The 15,191-nt window shown below is 66.4% G+C and carries 18 protein-coding genes; 15 read left to right on the top strand and 3 right to left on the bottom strand.

Annotation, left to right across the window (positions count from 1 at the left end; genetic code table 11):
* The first annotated feature begins 1 nt into the window (after position 1).
* Complete coding sequence (locus PKKP23_RS01250; RefSeq protein WP_126875488.1) at positions 2-385, top strand: hypothetical protein; 384 nt, start codon at positions 2-4, stop codon at positions 383-385.
* A 71-nt stretch (positions 386-456) separates the two neighbouring features.
* On the opposite strand, the gene PKKP23_RS01255 is transcribed toward PKKP23_RS01250, so the two are convergent.
* Positions 457-1,236: a Crp/Fnr family transcriptional regulator gene (locus PKKP23_RS01255; RefSeq protein ID WP_126875489.1), complete on the bottom strand. Its 780-nt coding sequence runs from the start codon at positions 1,234-1,236 to the stop codon at positions 457-459.
* Positions 1,237-1,323: 87 nt separating this feature from the next.
* Here PKKP23_RS01255 and PKKP23_RS01260 point away from each other — a divergent pair, with 87 nt between their 5' ends.
* The 11 genes from PKKP23_RS01260 (at position 1,324) to egtD (ending at position 10,090) form a co-directional block, all read left to right on the top strand.
* Positions 1,324-1,872 (top strand): Mpo1 family 2-hydroxy fatty acid dioxygenase, encoded by a 549-nt coding sequence (locus PKKP23_RS01260; protein WP_126875490.1) that lies wholly within the window; start codon positions 1,324-1,326, stop codon positions 1,870-1,872.
* Positions 1,873-2,028: 156 nt separating this feature from the next.
* Positions 2,029-3,522 carry a F0F1 ATP synthase subunit beta gene (atpD, locus tag PKKP23_RS01265; protein WP_161978059.1) on the top strand — a complete coding sequence of 498 codons (1,494 nt, stop codon included), beginning with the start codon at positions 2,029-2,031 and terminating at the stop codon, positions 3,520-3,522.
* An 8-nt stretch (positions 3,523-3,530) separates the two neighbouring features.
* Positions 3,531-3,995 (top strand): F0F1 ATP synthase subunit epsilon, encoded by a 465-nt coding sequence (locus tag PKKP23_RS01270; protein ID WP_026121295.1) that lies wholly within the window; start codon positions 3,531-3,533, stop codon positions 3,993-3,995.
* 47 nt (positions 3,996-4,042) lie between these two features.
* Entirely contained in the window at positions 4,043-4,351 is a 309-nt protein-coding gene (locus PKKP23_RS01275; RefSeq protein ID WP_126875626.1) for an AtpZ/AtpI family protein, read from the top strand.
* Entirely contained in the window at positions 4,344-4,616 is a 273-nt protein-coding gene (locus PKKP23_RS01280) for an N-ATPase subunit AtpR (protein WP_126875491.1), read from the top strand. Before PKKP23_RS01275 ends, PKKP23_RS01280 begins: the two co-directional genes overlap by 8 nt.
* A gap of 1 nt (position 4,617) precedes the next feature.
* Complete coding sequence (locus PKKP23_RS01285) at positions 4,618-5,361, top strand: F0F1 ATP synthase subunit A (protein ID WP_126875492.1); 744 nt, start codon at positions 4,618-4,620, stop codon at positions 5,359-5,361.
* On the top strand, positions 5,358-5,603 hold the full coding sequence (locus PKKP23_RS01290) for a F0F1 ATP synthase subunit C (protein WP_017774099.1): 246 nt from the start codon (positions 5,358-5,360) through the stop codon (positions 5,601-5,603). Before PKKP23_RS01285 ends, PKKP23_RS01290 begins: the two co-directional genes overlap by 4 nt.
* Before the next feature lie 28 nt (positions 5,604-5,631).
* Entirely contained in the window at positions 5,632-6,384 is a 753-nt protein-coding gene (locus PKKP23_RS01295) for a F0F1 ATP synthase subunit B family protein (protein ID WP_126875493.1), read from the top strand.
* Positions 6,368-7,921, top strand: a complete 1,554-nt coding sequence (locus PKKP23_RS01300) for a F0F1 ATP synthase subunit alpha (RefSeq protein WP_126875494.1) — start codon at positions 6,368-6,370, stop codon at positions 7,919-7,921. The genes PKKP23_RS01295 and PKKP23_RS01300 overlap by 17 nt, the downstream gene beginning before the upstream one ends.
* Positions 7,918-8,796, top strand: coding sequence for a F0F1 ATP synthase subunit gamma (locus tag PKKP23_RS01305; RefSeq protein WP_126875495.1), 879 nt, complete (start codon positions 7,918-7,920; stop codon positions 8,794-8,796). The genes PKKP23_RS01300 and PKKP23_RS01305 overlap by 4 nt, the downstream gene beginning before the upstream one ends.
* 325 nt (positions 8,797-9,121) lie before the next feature.
* Complete coding sequence (gene egtD / locus PKKP23_RS01310) at positions 9,122-10,090, top strand: L-histidine N(alpha)-methyltransferase (RefSeq protein WP_126875496.1); 969 nt, start codon at positions 9,122-9,124, stop codon at positions 10,088-10,090.
* Positions 10,091-10,191: 101 nt separating this feature from the next.
* On the opposite strand, the gene PKKP23_RS01315 is transcribed toward egtD, so the two are convergent.
* A complete protein-coding gene (locus PKKP23_RS01315) occupies positions 10,192-10,488 on the bottom strand; it encodes an acylphosphatase (protein ID WP_017774104.1) in 297 nt (98 codons plus the stop codon).
* A 172-nt stretch (positions 10,489-10,660) separates the two neighbouring features.
* Here PKKP23_RS01315 and hpnA point away from each other — a divergent pair, with 172 nt between their 5' ends.
* Entirely contained in the window at positions 10,661-11,674 is a 1,014-nt protein-coding gene (hpnA, locus tag PKKP23_RS01320) for a hopanoid-associated sugar epimerase (protein ID WP_126875497.1), read from the top strand.
* Between the two features lie 150 nt (positions 11,675-11,824).
* On the top strand, positions 11,825-12,397 hold the full coding sequence (locus PKKP23_RS01325) for a hypothetical protein (RefSeq protein ID WP_126875498.1): 573 nt from the start codon (positions 11,825-11,827) through the stop codon (positions 12,395-12,397).
* Between the two features lie 178 nt (positions 12,398-12,575).
* On the opposite strand, the gene PKKP23_RS01330 is transcribed toward PKKP23_RS01325, so the two are convergent.
* Entirely contained in the window at positions 12,576-13,748 is a 1,173-nt protein-coding gene (locus PKKP23_RS01330; RefSeq protein WP_126875499.1) for a glycosyltransferase, read from the bottom strand.
* Between the two features lie 488 nt (positions 13,749-14,236).
* Here PKKP23_RS01330 and ispH point away from each other — a divergent pair, with 488 nt between their 5' ends.
* The gene (gene ispH / locus PKKP23_RS01335; RefSeq protein WP_126875500.1) at positions 14,237-15,181 is read left to right on the top strand and encodes a 4-hydroxy-3-methylbut-2-enyl diphosphate reductase; all 945 of its coding nucleotides are present in this window, start codon (positions 14,237-14,239) and stop codon (positions 15,179-15,181) included.
* Positions 15,182-15,191 lie beyond the last annotated feature (10 nt).

Below are 15,191 nucleotides of genomic sequence, written 5' to 3' on the forward strand. Positions count from 1 at the left end.
TATGAAGACGATTTTCGCTGCGCTCGCATCCGCCCTGCTCGTTTCGACTGCTTTCGCGCAAGCTTCCGCGCCCGTATCGGCGGGCGCCCAGGCGAACCTGAAGGCCACGCCGTCCCTCACGCAAGCGGCATCCGACGTGAAGACCACGGCGCAAGACGGTGCCGCCAAGGTCGAAGAAAAGACCAGCGAAGCAGGCAAGAACGTCACGAAGAAGGCTCACGCAGTGAAGAAGGTCGCAGCGAAGAAGGTTCACGCGACCAAGGCGAAGGTCGAAGAGAAGACCAGCAAGACCACCGAGCCGGCCGCGGAAGGTACATCGGCCAACGTGCAGGCCGGCGCAACGGCCAAGGCCGGTGGCGATACGAAGACCAACGCTACGGAATAACAACGACAGTTGTATGTAGCATGCGCCGCACGGTTGCAGCACGAGACCATTGCGGCGTTGGAAGGGCGGGCTCAGGCTCGCCCTTTTTTCGATTCGGTCCCGTCTGATTCGTTCACGTCGGCAAGGGCCGCAAGCTTTTTCGCGTCCACGATTTCAATCTCCGCGTAGCGCAGCTTCAACGCACCCTGCATCTCGAACTGACGAAGAATCTGGTTGATGGTCTGCCGCGAGAGCGCGAGCATCATGGCCAGGTCTTCCTGCGGCACCTTGACGACGCGCGTGGGCTGCGCAGTCTCGGCTTGTGTGCTGTCGAAGCCGCCTGCCATTAGCATCAACCGCCGCGCTACGCGCTGGGCCGCGGGCAACAGCGCCGCTTCTTCTATGGCTTCAAAGGCGAGGCGCAGTTTCTGCGTGAGCAGCAAACCGAACGTATGCCACCACGCAGGCGTTGCCTCGAGCAGCGCAAGCAACGCGGTGCGAGGCACATGAAAGAGCGTCGAATCGCGCTCGGCGTAGGCATCGTGCGTGCGGGCACGGTCGTCGAACAGCGCGATCTCGCCGAACCAGTTCACGGGCTCGATCACGGCAAGCAACGCTTCTTTCCCCGCGAAGCTGGCCGCGCCGATCCGCACGAGCCCATCGATCACGCAATACAGACCACTGTCCGCGTCGCCGCGCATGAAAAGCCGCTCGCCCGCGAGCAAACGCACCTCGCGCCCCGCGGCGAGCAGCGCCGACTGCAACGCTTGTGGCGCCGAGCGGAACCACAGGCTGCGCCCGAGCGCCGTAGCCAGCGCCTGGTTCGGCGTGGACGCATTCGAGGGATCATTCGAATCGGTAGGCAAGTTCATGGCAGATGCGCTGAAATGTCGGCTACCCGAAGGTCTGTTGCATGACTGCCCGGGATCATAGCGAACTTGCACATAAGGGAGACACCCGTGAAGACGCTGACCCAGCAACTCGCTCAATACGCGGCCTATCATCGCGACCGCCGCAATATTGCGACCCACTTCGTGGGCATTCCCATGATCGTGGTCGCGCTCGCCGTTCTGCTCGCGCGGCCCGCGTCGAACCTCGGCGTTCTGCCGATGACCGTGTCTCCCGCGTGGGCCCTGTTCGGTGCGGCCACGCTCTATTACCTCGTGCTCGACGTGTCGCTCGGCGTGATGATGGCCGTGTTCTCGGCTGCATGCGTCGCCTTCGGGCAGTGGGTCGCCCAGCAGACCATGCTTGTGTGGCTCGCGGTCGGTGCCGGTCTCTTCGTGGTGGGCTGGATCTTCCAGTTCGTCGGCCACGTTGCTTACGAACATCGCAAGCCGGCTTTCGCTGACGACGTGATCGGCCTCTTGATCGGTCCCCTGTTCGTGCTGGCCGAAGCGCTGTTCGGCTTCGGATGGCGCCCTTCGCTGCAAGCCGACATCGAAGCCCGGGTCGGCCCCACGCACATCAACCCGCCGCGCGGGCAGGCCGCTCGCCACGGGCACTGAACGGGCAGCGCTGAAGCCTAACGCGGCAAGGCAACTGAAAGCGGCGCCAGACGGTTCAGCCGGCAGCGCCCCTGCAATCTTTGATGAAGATCAGCCGGCCAGGCGGCACCGCGGCTATCGTCAGAGCATTCCCTGACGTCTTCGCGAGGCAGCTTCGTGCCGGTCGAATCCAATACAGTCGCAGCGCAGTCCGACGAACCCACCGTCAACGCAGCCGCCGCCACAGGCCATGTACTGGCCGTGCGCGGCGCGGTGATCGACGTCGCGTTCCCCGCTGAAGCGCTGCCGCCCATCGACTCCGCCCTTTCCATCGACACGGGCGGCGCCGAGCCCGTCATCGCGGAAGTCCAGGCGCATTTGAACAGCAGTGCGGTTCGGGCGCTCGCGCTGCAATCCACCTCGGGCCTGAAGCGCGGTGCCGAAGTTCGAACGCAAGGCGGCCCCATCGAAGTGCCCGTGGGCGACGCCGTGCTGGGCCGTCTTGTCGACGTGCTCGGCGAAACGCGCGACGGCGGCGAGCGCCCCGGTGCCGACACGCCACGCCGTCCCATTCATCGCAACGCGCCGCCGCTGGCCGCGCAATCTGGCGCGCCGCGCCTCTTCACCACCGGCATCAAGGTCATCGATCTGCTCGCGCCGCTCGCGCAAGGCGGCAAGGCCGCGATGTTCGGCGGCGCGGGCGTGGGCAAGACCGTGCTCGTGATGGAGCTGATTCACGCGATGGTCGAGCAGTACCAGGGCATCTCCGTGTTCGCGGGCGTGGGCGAGCGTTCGCGCGAAGGGCACGAGATGCTGCTCGACATGCGCACCTCCGGCGTGTTGCCGCGCACCGTGCTGGTCTACGGCCAGATGAACGAGCCGCCCGGCGCGCGCTGGCGCGTGCCGCTCACGGCACTCACCATCGCTGAATATTTTCGCGACGAGCATCACCAGAACGTCCTGCTGCTGATGGACAACGTGTTTCGCTTCGTGCAGGCCGGCGCCGAGGTGTCGGGCCTGCTCGGGCGCATGCCGTCGCGCGTGGGTTATCAGCCCACGCTCGCGAGCGAAGTGGCTGCGTTGCAAGAGCGCATCGTCTCCGTGGGCAATGTATCCGTCACCGCGATCGAAGCCGTCTACGTGCCCGCCGACGACTTCACCGACCCCGCCGTCACCACCATCGCGGCCCACGTGGACAGCATGGTCGTGCTCTCTCGCGCCATGGCCGCCGAGGGCATGTACCCGGCCATCGATCCCATCGCGTCGTCGTCCATCCTGCTCGATCCGCTCGTGGTGGGCGAGGAGCACGCCGCGGTGGCGACGGAAGTGCGGCGGATCATCGAACATCATCGCGAGTTGCAGGACGTGATCGCGCTGCTCGGCATTGAAGAACTGGGCGCGGAAGACCGTGTGCGCGTGCAGCGCGCGCGCCGCCTGCAACGCTTTCTCACCCAGCCTTTCGCCGTCACCGAGGCCTTCACGGGCCAGCCCGGCCGCTCCGTGCCGATTGCGGACACGATTGCCGGCTGCAAGGCGATTCTCGCGGGCGACTGCGACACGTGGCAGGAAAGCTCGTTCTACATGGTGGGCACGCTCGAAGAAGCGCGTGAAAAGGAAGCACGCGCCGCCGCAAGCACACCGTCTCCACAGACTCGACAGGCCGCGTCGTGAGCACCGCCATGAACACCGATACACCGGCCCTGGCGCTCACCATCGCCACGCCCGCGGGCGTGCTCGTGGATCGTCTCGGCATCGTCTCGCTGCGCGCCGAAGACGGCAGCGGCAGCTTCGGCATTCGTGTGGGCCACGCGGACTTCGTCACGCTGCTGCGCGCGTCCGTCGTGCGCTGGCGCACCGCCGACGACGTCCAGCACTTCTGCGCCGTGGACGGCGGCGTGCTGATCGTCTCCGACAACGGTAGCCGCATCCAGATCGCTTGCCGCGAGGCCATTCCCGGCGAGTCGCTCGAACGACTGGAAGCGGACGTGCAAGCCACGCGCGCGGCGCAGCTCGAAGCGCGCCGCCGTGCGCGCGTCGATGAACTGCGACTGCATGCGCGCGCCGTGCGCCAGATGGTGCGCTTCCTGCGGCCGGGTGCGTCGGGGGAAGGCGGCATTCCCGTTCGCGAGGAGACCTCTGAATGACCGCCCCCGACGCTCACGATCCTCGCGACCCTCGCGACGCTCACGACATGCCGCCCGCCAACAAAGACGACGCCGAAGACCGCGTGGCGCGCGCCGCAAAAAGCGCGGCGAACCGCGAGGCACGCGGCCGCGCGGAACCGGAACCGTCGCTGGCAAGCCGTCTCGGCCAGATCGGCATTCTGGGCTGGACCATCGTCGTGCCCACATTGCTCGGCTTGCTCATCGGACGCTGGCTCGATCGCTTCTTCGCCACGCGCGTGTTCTTCTCCGCGCCGCTGCTGATGATCGGCGCGGCGGCGGGCTTGTGGTCCGCGTGGAAGTGGATGCATCGGCAACAGGGAAACCATCATGACTAGCTTCGTTTTCTGGCTGATCGCGGGCGCCGCTGTGGGGTTTGGCGCGGGCGTGCTGCACTTCGCGTCGCTGCACTGGAACGGGCGGCTCTTCGCCGCGGGCAGGATGGCGGCGGCGTTCGGCGTGCAGGTGGCGCGCATCGCGCTGGCGTGCGCGATTCTGTTCGTGCTCGCTCGCGCCGGCGCCGCGGCGTTTCTCTCGGGCGCGGCGGCATTCCTGCTGGCACGCCAGGCCATGATGTGGCCGCTCTACCGGCGCGGAGCGTGACATGAGCATGCGCTCGCCGCTCGAATCCGTGCCGGTGCTGCATATCGGACCGGTGCCGATCACGTCTGCCGTGCTCGTGACGTGGGCCATCATGGCGTTGCTCGTCGTGCTCTCGCTGCTCGTGACGCGGCGCCTTTCGCTTGTGCCGTCGAAATGGCAGACGTGCGTGGAACTCGTCGTCAGCACGCTCGATGGGCAGATTCGCGACACCATGCAGGTGGACCCGGCGCCTTATCGTCCGCTCATCGGCACGTTGTTCATCTTCGTGCTGGTGGCCAACTGGTCGTCTCTCGTGCCCGGTGTCGAACCACCTACGGCGCGCCTCGAAACGGACGCCGCGCTCGCGTTGCTCGTGCTGCTCGCCACGCTCTACTACGGCGTTCGCACGCGCGGCTTGCGCGGCTACATGGCCACGTTTGCGGAGCCCACGTGGGTGATGATTCCGCTCAACGTGGTGGAGCAGATCACGCGCACGTTTTCGCTCGTGGTGCGTTTGTTCGGCAACGTGATGAGCGGCGTGTTCGTGATCGGCATCGTGCTCTCGCTCGCGGGGCTCATCGTGCCCATTCCGCTCATGGCGCTCGACCTTCTCACCGGCGCCGTGCAGGCGTACATCTTCGCGGTGCTCGCTACGGTGTTCATCGGCGCGGCCGTGAGCGAATCCGCTCACAAGCCGTCTGAGCCGCCTCATTCCCCGCTTCGTCACGACAATCACGGCAATCACGACAAGGAAGGACACGCATGAACCTCATCGAAATCGTCAGCATTGCAGCGGCGGCGCTCGCCGTTTCGTTCGGCGCCATTGGCCCCGCGCTTGCGGAAGGGCGCGCGGTGGCCGCCGCCATGGACGCCATCGCGCGCCAGCCCGACTCCGCCGGCACCGTGTCGCGCACGCTGTTCGTCGGGCTCGCGATGATCGAGACGATGGCCATTTACTGCCTCGTCATCGCGCTGCTTCTGCTGTTCGCCAACCCGTTCGTGAAGTGACGGCGAACCGCTCCGGAGACAGCACGTCATGCGGATAGACTGGACGACGCTCGCGCTGCAGACCGTCAACGCGGTCATTCTGGTGTGGCTGCTCGCGCGTTTTCTGTTTCGCCCGGTGGCCGACATCATCGCGCAGCGGCAGAAGGCAGCGCAGGCCCTGATGGACGACGCCAACGCGGCAAAGAACGACGCCGAAGCCGAGCGCGACGCCGCACGCGAAGCCGCCACGCAGCTCGCGCAAACACGCGCAGAGGCGTTGCATGCCATCGACACCGAAGTGGCCGCGCAGAAAACCGCGCTGCTCGCCGCGGCCCATGCGGATGCCGATCGCCTGCGCGCCGACGCGCAAGCCGACATGGCACGCGCGCGCGTCGTGCAGGAAAGCGCGGCTGCGGGCCGGGCGGCGGAACTGGCGGTGGATATCGCGAGCCGTCTGCTCGACCGCTTGCCCGCTGCTGCGCGCATCGAAGGCTTCATCGGCGGCATCGTGGATGGCGTGAAAGCGCTGCCCGAGCCCATTCGCGCGGAACTGGGCGCACATGGCGCGCCGCTCGATATCGCCGCGCCGCGCGCACTGTCCGCCGATGAGCAGCACGCGTGTGAAGCCGCGCTCTCTGTGGCACTCGGTCGCCCGGTGGTCATCGCCGTGCGTGAAGACCCGGCGCTCATCGCGGGGCTGGAACTCACGGCGCCGCACGCCACGGTGCGCAACAGTTTTCGCCACGACCTCGCTTCGATCATGACCACCCTACGGTCCGTTCACGATGAAAACGCTTCCTGACGACATGCCCGGCGCCGCCGATAGCGCGTGGCTCGATCAACAGCGCGAGGCCCTTTCGGCTGCACGCCTGGGCCCGCACGCGCAGGCGCTGGGGCGCGTAGAGCGCATCGCGGACGGCATCGCGTTCGTCTCCGGCCTGCCGGATGCCGCGCTCTACGAATTGCTCGACTTCGACGGCGGCGCCAAGGGCTTCGCGCATACGCTGGATGAAGACACGATCAGCGTGGTGCTGCTCGAAAACATCGAGAGCGTGCATGCGGGCACATGGGTGGCGCGCACCGGCTCCGTGCTCGACGTGCCCGTAGGCGAAGGCTTGCTGGGGCGCGTGGTCGATCCGCTTGGCGTGCCGCTGGATCGCGACGAACCCGTTGTTGCGGCAACGCGTTATCCCATTGAACGCAACGCGCCCTCCATTACGGACCGCGATCTCGTGAGCGAGCCCGTGGAGACCGGCGTGCTGCTCGTGGATGCGCTCTTCGCCGTGGGGCGCGGCCAGCGCGAACTCATCATCGGCGACCGCGCGACGGGCAAGACTTCGCTCGCGGTGGACACCATCGTCAACCAGAAGCACACGGACATGATCTGCGTGTACGTGGCAGTGGGACAGCGCGCCGCCGCCGTGCAACGCGTGATCGAAGCCGTGCGCGAGCATGGCGCGCCCGAACGCTGCGTGTTCGTGGTGGCGTCCGCGGCGTCGGCGCCGGGGTTGCAATGGATCGCACCGTTCGCAGGCTTTTCGATTGCCGAATACTTTCGCGACCGCGGCCAGCACGCGCTCATCGTCATCGACGACCTCACGAAGCACGCCGCCACGCACCGCGAACTCGCGTTGCTCACGCGCGAGCCGCCGGGGCGCGAGGCGTATCCCGGCGACATCTTCTACGTGCATGCACGCATGCTGGAACGCGCCGCGAAGCTTTCGGCCGCGCATGGCGACGGCTCGCTCACGGCCTTGCCGATCGCCGAAACGGACGCGGGCAATCTGGCCGCGTACATTCCCACCAATCTGATTTCGATCACCGACGGTCAGCTCGTGCTCGACTCGTCGCTCTTCGCCGCGAACCAGCGGCCCGCCGTCGACGTGGGCCTGAGCGTGAGCCGCGTGGGCGGCAAAGCGCAGTCCGCGGCATTGCGCGACGTGTCGGGACGGTTGCGGCTGGAGTACGCGCAGTTCCTCGAACTCGAAATGTTCACGCGCTTCGGCGGCCTTACGGACGCGCGCGTGAAGGCGCAGATCGAACGCGGCAAACGCATTCGCGCGCTCATCGCCCAGCCGCGCTTCAGCCCGCTGCGCACGGTGGACGAAGTAGCGCTTCTCGCCGCGCTCGCCGACGGCGTATTCGACGACGTACCGGCCGAAGTGGCCGCGCGCGTACGGCAGACGCTCGCGGCATCGGGCAACGGCCGTATCGATGCAGAAGGGGCGAACGTGGCTTCAGCGGCGCTGGATGCCGCCACGCGCGAGCGGCTCGTCGAAGCGGTGCGTGCGCTCGTGAGCGAACACGCTGCGCCGCAAGCGGTGGGAGCGGCGGCATGAGCGGCAAGCTCGGCGCGCTCGAAGCGCAGATCGGCACGGCGCAGCAATTGCAGGCGGTGGTGTCGGCCATGCGCGGTATCGCGGCGGCACGCGCTCGCGAGGCGGAGGGCCGCCTGGCGGGCATACGGTCCACGGCGGCGACGGTGGCGGCGGCCATCGGCGAAGTGCTGCGCGTGGAGCCGGACGGACGCGCCGCTGCAGCACCCGACGAAGCAGGCGGCAAAGCACGATCGCACGCTCGGCACCTCGTGATCGCGATGGGCTCCGAACAGGGCTTCGTCGGCATGTTCAACGAACCGATTCTCGATGCGGCCACGCGCGTGCTTCAGTCCGGTCCGTGTGAATTGATCGTGACAGGCACGCGCGGCGCAACGACAGCCGAGGAACGCGGCTTGTCCATCGCCTGGTCCACGCCGATGGTCACGCATGCCGACGACGTACCCGGCTTCGCGAGCAATGTGACCGACGAGCTTTACCGTCGCCTCGAAGATTCGCTCATTACGCGCGTGTCGATCATTCACGCGCGGCCGGCGCTCGCCACGCAGACGGAAGTCGTGCAGCACCAACTGATTCCGTTCGACTTCGCGCGCTTCCATGTGGCGTCGCGCAAACAGCCTCCGCTGCTGACACTTCCTGCCGACAAGCTGCTGACAGGTCTTGCCGAAGCCTATGTCTACACGGAACTGTGCGAGGCCGCTGCGCTCTCGCTGGCGGCGGAGAACGAAGCGCGCGTGCGAGCCATGATGTCCGCGCACGCGAACCTGAAAGACCGCCTCGACGCGCTCACGCAGCGCTACCGGCTCGTGCGGCAAGACGAGATCACCTCGGACATCGTGGAACTGACGGCGGGGGCGTCCGTCGCTCGAACCGATTAGCGCCGCTATCTAGCGCAGCCCGCGCAACATCAATCCCCCACGAAACGTAGGGCTTCGTGCACGTTGCATGGACTTCGCAAGCGTCATGCACTAGAACGTAAGTCCTGCCACTCTCATCCCGCGTCAGAACGTCTGCCCGGGGTTCGCCTGGTTTTCGCTGATCCGCTGCGTGCGTTGCATGGCGGAGACCCCAAGCGCGAATCTTGCTTCACCTGCTTTGCTTCACCTGCTCACTCTGCTGCCGTTGCCGCCCACATCGCGCGACACGCAACGCGCAGCCGCACGAACTTCGCCACCCATTGCACACCGCCCGACTGGAGCCCTCATGACTCTGCCCGCGCTATCGCAAGATTTCTCCGCTGCCTTCGCCGCCAACGTTCGCGCCGGACTCACGCGCCGCCCGCAAAAGGAATTGCCGTCGAAGTATCTGTATGACGAAGTGGGTTCATCGCTGTTCGAAGCCATTACGACGCTGCCCGAGTACGGCGTGACGCGCGCCGAAGAACGCCTGCTCACGCAGCACGCCACCGACATCGTGGCGCAACTGCCTGCGGGCGTGACGGTCGCGGAACTGGGAAGCGGCAGCGGCCGCAAGACGCGCCGCATTCTGGAAGCGCTGTGCCGCAAGCGCCCTACCGCGTACTGTCCGATTGAAATTTCGCGCACCGCGTTGCAATTATGTCGCCGCGAACTGGGCGACATCGAGCGCATTTCGATTGTGGGTTACGAGCGCGATTACCTCGCAGGGCTCGCCGAAGTGAGCAAGCGCCGTGCCGAAAACGAGCAACTGCTGGTGCTGTTTCTGGGCAGCACGATCGGCAACTTTGCACGACTCGCGGCCACGCGCTTTCTGCGCGACATCCGCGCCATGCTGAAACCCGGCGACGCGCTGCTGCTCGGGACCGACCTCGTGAAGCCCGTGGATACGTTGCTCGCCGCGTATGACGACCCCATCGGCGTAACCGCGGCATTCGACCTGAATCTGCTTGCGCGGATCAATCGCGAACTGGGCGGCGACTTTCCGCTCGACGCGTTCGAGCACGTCGCGCGTTTCAATGCCGACGCGCGCAGCGTGGAAATGCATCTGCGCGCCACACGCCCCGTTACGGCTCACGTGCGCGCGGCGGACCTCGCCGTGACGATGGCTCCCGGCGAAACGATCTGGACGGAGAGCAGCCACAAGTACCTGGCCGACGAAGTGCCGGCCATTGCGGGCGATGCGGGCTTTACGTGCCGGCGTCAGTGGATAGAGCGCGACTGGGGATTTGCAGAGAGCCTGCTCGTGGTGTCGTAACCCGACGAGAGGGATCGCAATGCGGGCGGGGGCGTGGCGCGCGTGCGCCTCTTGCTCTGCTTCTGCTTCTGCGCGGTTGCCGCGCTTGACCTTCGCGCTCCTCAGTGCTGCTCGAAGCGCTCGTAGCGCTTTTCGGTGTAACGCTCTTCGCTTGCCACTTCCGTCACGCGCGCCGACGGCGGTCCGCGACGCAGCCACGAGAGCATCCTGTCCACCTGATTCGCCGACCCCTGCACGACCGCCTCCACCGACCCGTCATCGAGATTGGCCACATAACCGCGGATGCCGAGCGCGTGCGCCTGACGCACCGTGGCATGCCGAAAGCCGACGCCCTGCACGACGCCGCGCACCCGCACGTAGTACGTTTCGATTCGCGAATCCAGGTCCGTACTGGTCATCGCATCGCCTCCTGTATCCTTTCACGCCGGCATTGTAGTCGCGCGCCCGCAAGGCCGTACAATCGCGGGCACCCGCGGGCACTCGCGGTCGCACGGCATCGGCGCTTCTGCGCTCGTGCATGACACGGCGGTGCTGCCGCCTTCTCTTCACCCATCAGGAATCGACTACCGAATGAGCGATCAACATCGCGACCTCGTGCTGGTGACCGGCGCATCGGGCTTCGTCGGCTCGGCTGTCGCGCGCATCGCGCAACAAAAAGGCTTCGCGGTACGCGTGCTCGTGCGCGCGTCGAGCCCGCGCAAGAACCTCGAAGCGCTCGACGCCGACATCGTCGTGGGCGACATGCGCGACGTCGCTTCGATGCGTGCCGCGCTGCGCGGCGTGCGCTACCTGTTTCACGTCGCCGCCGACTATCGGCTTTGGGCGCCGGACCCGGCCGACATCGAACGCGCGAATCTGGAAGGCGCCGAAGCCACCATGCGCGCGGCGCTGCACGAAGGCGTGGAACGCATCGTCTACACGAGCAGCGTCGCCACGCTGAAGGTCACGAGTTCAGGCCAATCCGCCGACGAAACCTCGCCGCTCACGGCAGACCAGGCCATCGGCGTCTACAAGCGCAGCAAGGTGCTTGCCGAGCGCGCGGTGGAACGCATGATCGCGAACGACAAGCTGCCTGCCGTGATCGTGAACCCGTCTACGCCCATTGGTCCGCGCGACGTGAAGCCGACCCCTACGGGCCGCATCATTGTCGAAGCGGCGCTCGGCAAGATTCCGGCTTTCGTCGATACAGGGCTCAACCTCGTGCACGTCGACGACGTGGCCGCGGGTCATTTCCTCGCGCTCGAACGTGGCAAGGTGGGCGAGCGCTACATCCTGGGCGGCGAGAATCTGCCGCTGCAACAGATGCTGGCCGACATTGCGAGCCTCACGGGACGCAAAGCGCCCACGCTCGCGCTGCCGCGCTGGCCGCTCTATCCGCTCGCCGTGGGCGCGGAGGCCGTGGCGCGTTTCACGAAGCGCGAGCCGTTCGTGACCGTGGACGGCCTCAGGATGTCGAAGAACAAGATGTACTTCAGTTCGGCGAAGGCCGAACGCGAACTCGGCTATCGTGCGCGGCCTTATCGCGAGGGACTGAAGGACGCGCTCGACTGGTTCCGCGAGGCGGGGTATCTGAGCGGTAAGTGACGCGCGACAAGTGAAGGGCGGCTTGACGGGCAACCAGGGCCGCTCGCATCGGCGTGCTGTTACACGACTGTTACAACGTCGGGCGACGCGTGGCGGGTCACGGCCTGCGCGCAGCAGTTAAAATCGCGGGTCTTACCTGAGAAGCTCCGCATGAACCTTCAAGACCAGATCGGCGCGCTCGACACGGGCGTCGATCAGCTCATTCAAGCCGTGGCGGCCGCACGCGCCACACGCCCCGCCGAGGCGGCAACCGTGCCGCCCGCCACTCACGACGACACGGCTCCCGCGCAGACCGCCGAATCGGTCGCTGCAAGCGCTTCGGCCTCTGCAGCCGCTGCGGTCGAGCAGAACGCCGAGGCCGAAGCAGCCGAGGCTACGGCCCACGAGCCCGCCGCGCAAAAGCCGACGCTCGAAATTGCGCGCCCCAGCCAGAACGAAATCACGATGACGATTGCGGGCCAGACGGTCACGCTGCGTCCCGAGGAGATCGGTCAGCTGATAGAAGAGCTTTCGAATGCGCGCGCTTCGATGACGCCGGAACCACCCGCGGGTCTACCGCCGGGCTGGCGGTTCGTATCGACGAAGAACCCCGTGATGGCCGTGCAGAAACAGTCGAATGGCGACCGCCTGCTCGTGATGCGCCATACCGGCCACGGCTGGGTGCCATTCACGTTCTCGCCGGACATGGTCATCCAGATGTACATGATGTTGACGCAGCGTTGAGGCGTCAGGGGCCGGTGCGCGCGCCTTCCCAGGGTTGCCGGGTTTGTCGCCGGTTCACGCGTGCCGATGTTGCCGGCCCTTCTTTTCCCGAGTCATTCAACCCGAGTCGTTCAACGGCAGCGAGCGGTGCAATGGGCCTTGAGCCGCGTCATCGTCGCCGCGCCCGCACCGCCCCGCTTCAGCGCTCCTGGGCCGGCGCCTGCACGCGCGCCTTCCACTGCCCGCCCTTGCCGCGCCAGTAGCGCCATGCCGACGCGAACGTGGCGCCCACATAGAACAGCGCGATGAGCGGCAACACCGGCGCCCACAACATCGAGCGACGGTAATAGAGCAGCATCGGCGCATAGGCGCAGCACATGGCGGCCCAGGCGAGCCACGCGGGCCACGCCGCCGCGCCCAGCGCGAGCGCCACGACGGGCGGCACGAGATAGATGATGGCCATGCCCGCCATCGTCCCGGCCAGCAGCCAGGGCGAATAACGCAGTTGCGTGAATGCAGTGCGGGCGATCATGTTCCAGATCTCGCGCCAGCTTTCGTAGGGACGCAGCGATACGCTGCGCGCCGCCACGTCGAGCCGGATCGCGTGACGCCCCTCGCCGCGATGCTTGATGCGCGCCGCAAGACTGCAATCGTCGATCAGTTCGCCGCGAATCGATTCGATGCCGCCCGCTTCTTCCAGCGCCTCGCGCCGCACCAGCATGCAGCCGCCCGCCGCCGCCGCAGTCTTGTTGCGCGGATTGTTGACCCACGCGAACGGATAGAGCTTCGCGAAGAAGAAAACGAACGCGGGAATCAGCGCCTTTTCCTGCAGCGTGTCGCAGCGCAGACGCACCATCAGGGAAACGAGATCGCGCTTTTCCACCGTCGCGCGCATCACGAGCTGCGTGAGCGCCTCGGGCGGATGGCCGATGTCGGCGTCGGTGAGCAGCAGGTAGTCGGCAGGCAGACCCAGCGTTTGCACCGCCTCGATGCCCTGCGACTGCGCCCACACCTTGCCCGACCAGCCCGAGGGCAGCGGCTTCGCGCCGATCACGGTGAGCCGGTCCGGACACTGGAGCTGCAAGGCAGCGGCGCGGGCGGCGTCCGCGGTGCCGTCGGTGCTGTGATCATCGACGACGATCACGTGAAACGCGCCCGCGTAGTCCTGCGTCAGCAGGGACGTGACCGCCTTCGCGATGACGTCGGCCTCATTGCGCGCGGGCACGACCGCCACCACGGCGGGCCAGCCGCCGGCCGGTTCCGCGACGGGCAACGGCGCGGCGGGACGCTCGCGCCAGAAACCGCCGCGCGCGAAGAGCAGCACGCACCAGATCAGGAGCGAGATGCACGACAACACAAATAGAACAGCCATCCGGCATTGCCCTCGAATGATGGATCAGGAGGCCCTAACGTGGCCCAGCGCGGCTCGCGTGGTCCGCGGGCCCGATGCGCGGCATGAGCCGCACGCCACACCGAATTCCGGAGCGCGAAATTTCGCCCGAATTTCGCCTGTAATGCCGACGTAAGGTGCATGGTCACGCAGGCCCATACCGCGCCCCATGAACGACAGCGCACAGGGCGGCATAGTTTAAGGGTTCCGCTCGCCTGTTGCACCGCGCCAGCACCGCCCGCCGACGGTCTTGCGGCATATTTCCGGCCATGTCGCGCGCGAAGCAAAGCGGGCGTGATGAGGTTAGAATGCGCGTTTGGCCCAGGTGTGCCGGCGTTCTGCCGGTTTTCAGAAACACCAATTAATATGATGGTCGCGGCGATAAAGCCGTTTAAGCCCGGTTCGAGCATGGCTCAGGCGTGGCTCAAACGGCTTCTTCGAAACCCGCGTCAGTCGGAGTTCGCCACCCTATGCGAGTCATCCTTGCCCAACCCCGCGGCTTTTGTGCGGGGGTCGTTCGCGCGATCGAAATTGTCGACCGCGCCCTGCAGAAACATGGCGCACCCGTCTACGTGCGCCACGAAATCGTCCACAACCGGCATGTGGTTGAAAATCTGCGCAACAAGGGCGCACGTTTCGTCGAGGAACTCGATGAGGTGCCGCACGGCGCCGTGGCCATTTTCAGCGCGCACGGCGTGGCAAAGAGCGTCGAGGTGGCCGCGCAAGAACGCGACCTCGACGTGCTGGACGCCACCTGCCCGCTCGTTACCAAGGTTCATGTGCAGGGCCGTCAGTATGTGGCAGCGGGACGCACGCTGATCCTGATCGGCCACGCGGGCCATCCCGAAGTGGAAGGCACGATCGGCCAGATTCCCGGCAAGGTGCTGCTCGTGCAGAGCGAAGCCGACGTCGCGAGGCTCGACCTGCCCCTCGACGCACCGCTTGCCTACGTCACGCAGACCACGCTTTCGGTGGACGACACGCGCGGCATCATCGATGCGCTGCTCAACCGCTTCAGCGACATCGTGGGCCCGGACACGCGCGACATCTGCTATGCCACGCAGAACCGTCAGGCTGCGGTGCGCGAACTCTCAACGCTAGTGGACGTGCTGCTCGTGGTGGGCGCAACGAACAGCTCGAACTCGAACCGGCTGCGCGAGATCGGCAGCGAAACGGGTGTGCCGAGCTACCTCGTCGCCGATGGCTCCGAAGTGCAGCCCGAATGGTTTGCGAATGCGCAGGCTGTGGGCATCACGGCAGGTGCATCGGCGCCGGAAGAAATGGTGGAAAACGTAATCGACGCGCTGCGCGCGTTGGGGCCTGTCGAGGTGTCGACGATGACGGGTCAGGAAGAAAAAGTCGAATTCAAGCTGCCGTCGAAGCTGCTGCAACCGCTCGCCGCGCGCGAAGTTTAAGGAGGACATC

Origin of the sequence: Paraburkholderia kururiensis JCM 10599 = LMG 19447, from assembly GCF_003986935.1 — a bacterium.
Lineage (GTDB): Bacteria > Pseudomonadota > Gammaproteobacteria > Burkholderiales > Burkholderiaceae > Paraburkholderia > Paraburkholderia kururiensis.

What these genes read in the sequence shown, in the direction of transcription:
- PKKP23_RS01250 (WP_126875488.1), top strand. Translation starts at nt 2, where the DNA reads ATGAAGACGATTTTCGCTGCGCTCGCATCCGCCCTGCTCGTTTCGACT.
- PKKP23_RS01255 (WP_126875489.1), bottom strand. Translation starts at nt 1,236, where the DNA reads ATGAACTTGCCTACCGATTCGAATGATCCCTCGAATGCGTCCACGCCG.
- PKKP23_RS01270 (WP_026121295.1), top strand. Translation starts at nt 3,531, where the DNA reads ATGAACACCGATACACCGGCCCTGGCGCTCACCATCGCCACGCCCGCG.
- PKKP23_RS01275 (WP_126875626.1), top strand. Translation starts at nt 4,043, where the DNA reads ATGCCGCCCGCCAACAAAGACGACGCCGAAGACCGCGTGGCGCGCGCC.
- PKKP23_RS01280 (WP_126875491.1), top strand. Translation starts at nt 4,344, where the DNA reads ATGACTAGCTTCGTTTTCTGGCTGATCGCGGGCGCCGCTGTGGGGTTT.
- PKKP23_RS01285 (WP_126875492.1), top strand. Translation starts at nt 4,618, where the DNA reads ATGAGCATGCGCTCGCCGCTCGAATCCGTGCCGGTGCTGCATATCGGA.
- PKKP23_RS01290 (WP_017774099.1), top strand. Translation starts at nt 5,358, where the DNA reads ATGAACCTCATCGAAATCGTCAGCATTGCAGCGGCGGCGCTCGCCGTT.
- PKKP23_RS01295 (WP_126875493.1), top strand. Translation starts at nt 5,632, where the DNA reads ATGCGGATAGACTGGACGACGCTCGCGCTGCAGACCGTCAACGCGGTC.
- PKKP23_RS01300 (WP_126875494.1), top strand. Translation starts at nt 6,368, where the DNA reads ATGAAAACGCTTCCTGACGACATGCCCGGCGCCGCCGATAGCGCGTGG.
- PKKP23_RS01305 (WP_126875495.1), top strand. Translation starts at nt 7,918, where the DNA reads ATGAGCGGCAAGCTCGGCGCGCTCGAAGCGCAGATCGGCACGGCGCAG.
- egtD (WP_126875496.1), top strand. Translation starts at nt 9,122, where the DNA reads ATGACTCTGCCCGCGCTATCGCAAGATTTCTCCGCTGCCTTCGCCGCC.
- PKKP23_RS01315 (WP_017774104.1), bottom strand. Translation starts at nt 10,488, where the DNA reads ATGACCAGTACGGACCTGGATTCGCGAATCGAAACGTACTACGTGCGG.
- hpnA (WP_126875497.1), top strand. Translation starts at nt 10,661, where the DNA reads ATGAGCGATCAACATCGCGACCTCGTGCTGGTGACCGGCGCATCGGGC.
- PKKP23_RS01325 (WP_126875498.1), top strand. Translation starts at nt 11,825, where the DNA reads ATGAACCTTCAAGACCAGATCGGCGCGCTCGACACGGGCGTCGATCAG.
- PKKP23_RS01330 (WP_126875499.1), bottom strand. Translation starts at nt 13,748, where the DNA reads ATGGCTGTTCTATTTGTGTTGTCGTGCATCTCGCTCCTGATCTGGTGC.
- ispH (WP_126875500.1), top strand. Translation starts at nt 14,237, where the DNA reads ATGCGAGTCATCCTTGCCCAACCCCGCGGCTTTTGTGCGGGGGTCGTT.